The sequence below is a fragment of the Micromonospora sp. NPDC047548 genome, from assembly GCF_040642975.1.
GTDB lineage: Bacteria > Actinomycetota > Actinomycetes > Mycobacteriales > Micromonosporaceae > Micromonospora.
Map to the genome: position 1 here is coordinate 1 of NZ_JBEYTI010000117.1, position 1,896 is coordinate 1,896.

General features: G+C 67.7%; 2 protein-coding genes. Both read right to left on the minus strand.

What is annotated here, in order from left to right; translation table 11 throughout:
• Positions 1–1,256: transposase (locus tag ABZ807_RS33300; RefSeq protein WP_357167136.1), on the minus strand; the 1,256-nt coding region annotated here is incomplete at its 3' end.
• Positions 1,253–1,870, minus strand: coding sequence for an IS607 family transposase (locus tag ABZ807_RS33305; RefSeq protein ID WP_357167139.1), 618 nt, complete (start codon positions 1,868–1,870; stop codon positions 1,253–1,255). The genes ABZ807_RS33300 and ABZ807_RS33305, both read right to left, overlap by 4 nt.
• Positions 1,871–1,896: the final 26 nt, after the last annotated feature.

Below are 1,896 nucleotides of genomic sequence, written 5' to 3' on the forward strand. Positions count from 1 at the left end.
GGATCACCGGCTCGCTGCAGGATGTTGATCGCGGCGTTCACGTCGGCCTGCCACACCACCCCGCACCGGGTGCAGTGAAACCGGTCCCCGCTACGGCGGCCGAAGGCGCCGCAGCGGTGACAGGTTTGTGAGGTGTAGGCGGCGTTGACGGGAACGAGCGCAGAACCTCTGCGCTCCGACACGTTCTTCAGCGCCTCTGCGGTGACGCCCTTGGTCCATGCCGCGAGGCGCCGATTGATGTTCTTGCCGAGCGTCTTGCGCCCGGCAAAGCTCTTGGTGAGGTCCTCGGCGATCACGGCGGCGGCCTTGTCGACGACCTCGTGCACGGCGGTGAAGATCTCCGTCCGTACCTGTGCCCGATGGCGGGCGGCCTGCCGGTCCCGCTTGGTGGTGCCGAGGTTGTTGGTCTTGATCCGGTGCGCTTTCGCGTGGTCACCACGCGCGGCGGCGTTGTTCGCGATCGAGCGCAGCTTCGCCCGGCGCCGGTTACGTTCCTTCAGCCGGTCCGACTCGGCGGTCAGCAACTCGCCGAGCCGTTCACCGTGGGGGTTGCCGTCGGAGTCGGTGAGGGCTTCGGTGTAGCCCTTGTCCACTCCGACCTTCCGGTCGCCGCAGGGCCGCTGCGACGAGCGCATCTGTCCGGCGTCGATCTGATAGTGCACCTCGACCCGGCCACCACGCAGGATCAGCCGCAGCGTCCCCGTCGGGGCGATCGTGGTAGACAGCGGGATCCGAACCATCTTGCGCGGCTTGAGGCCGGGAACCGCCAGCCACAACCGACCACGCCCGTCAGCGACGGCGCTGTGCTGGTCGGCGCGCACCACGATCTGATCGTGCGTACGGTTCTTCCCGCGCCTGCAGTGCTGGCGCATCTGTCGGGCCAGGAACGGATGGTCGGCCCACCGGTCGGTCCTCAACGCGGTGACCATCCGCTTCAGCTCGGCTGGGTCGTCGGTGCGCCGCGCAATAGCTCGGCGGACCTTGACCTTGGCGGCCTCCCGGTTCGCCGAGATGTCGGCCATCGCGTCGCGAACGGTTTCCTTCCACGCGTTGGCCAACACGTCGAACTGCACATATGTGCCGTCGGCCAGCCACTGGTCGCGCACCTGTCGGTCCCGCAACCCGGAACCGCCCACCGAGCCGTAGCGCTGCCACACCTCGCTGCGTACCCGGCCCAGCCGGCGGGCCTGCTCGACCAGGGCGGCGTACTTGCCCGGGTTCAAGCCGGCGGAGTAGGCGATGCGAGTGACCTTCATCGGTCATCCCCGGCTGTCAGGTCCGTCCCTTTGAGCTCCTTTTCGTAGCGACGTAGCCCGTACAGCCGGCACGAGAAGGTGTGAACGATGGCCAGCAGGTCCTCGACGAGTTCCTGCTGCGGGGACAAGGTCTCCTGGTTGGCTACGACGATCTCGCAGCCGCCCCGGGCGGCCATGTGCTCCAGGAAGTCGAAGCCAAATCGGGCCAGTCGGTCCTTATGGGCCACCACCAGCGTGGCGATCTCGCCCCGGTCGACGGCGTCCATCAGCGCCAGGAACTTCTTGCGGCGCAGGTTCATCCCGCCGCCGACCTCACTGACCCACTCGTCCACGGCCAGGCCGCGAGCCAGGCAGAACTGCTGCATCGCGGCCACCTGCGAAGCCAGGTCGGTCTTCTGACCAGGCGACGAGACCCGGCAGTACACCACGACCTTGCGCCGGTCGGCGTCGAAGCCGGGCTGCAGCACCCTGCGCACGTCGGTGTCGTCAAAGTACCGCTGCCCCGACGGCAGACGGCAGGGCGTGATCCGACCCTCCGCCTCCCACCGACGCACGGTGCTCACCGAGCGGCCAACCCGCTTGGCGAACTCGCCGATCCGATAAACGCTGCTCACAACAGTCAACTGTAGACAGCTCTAAG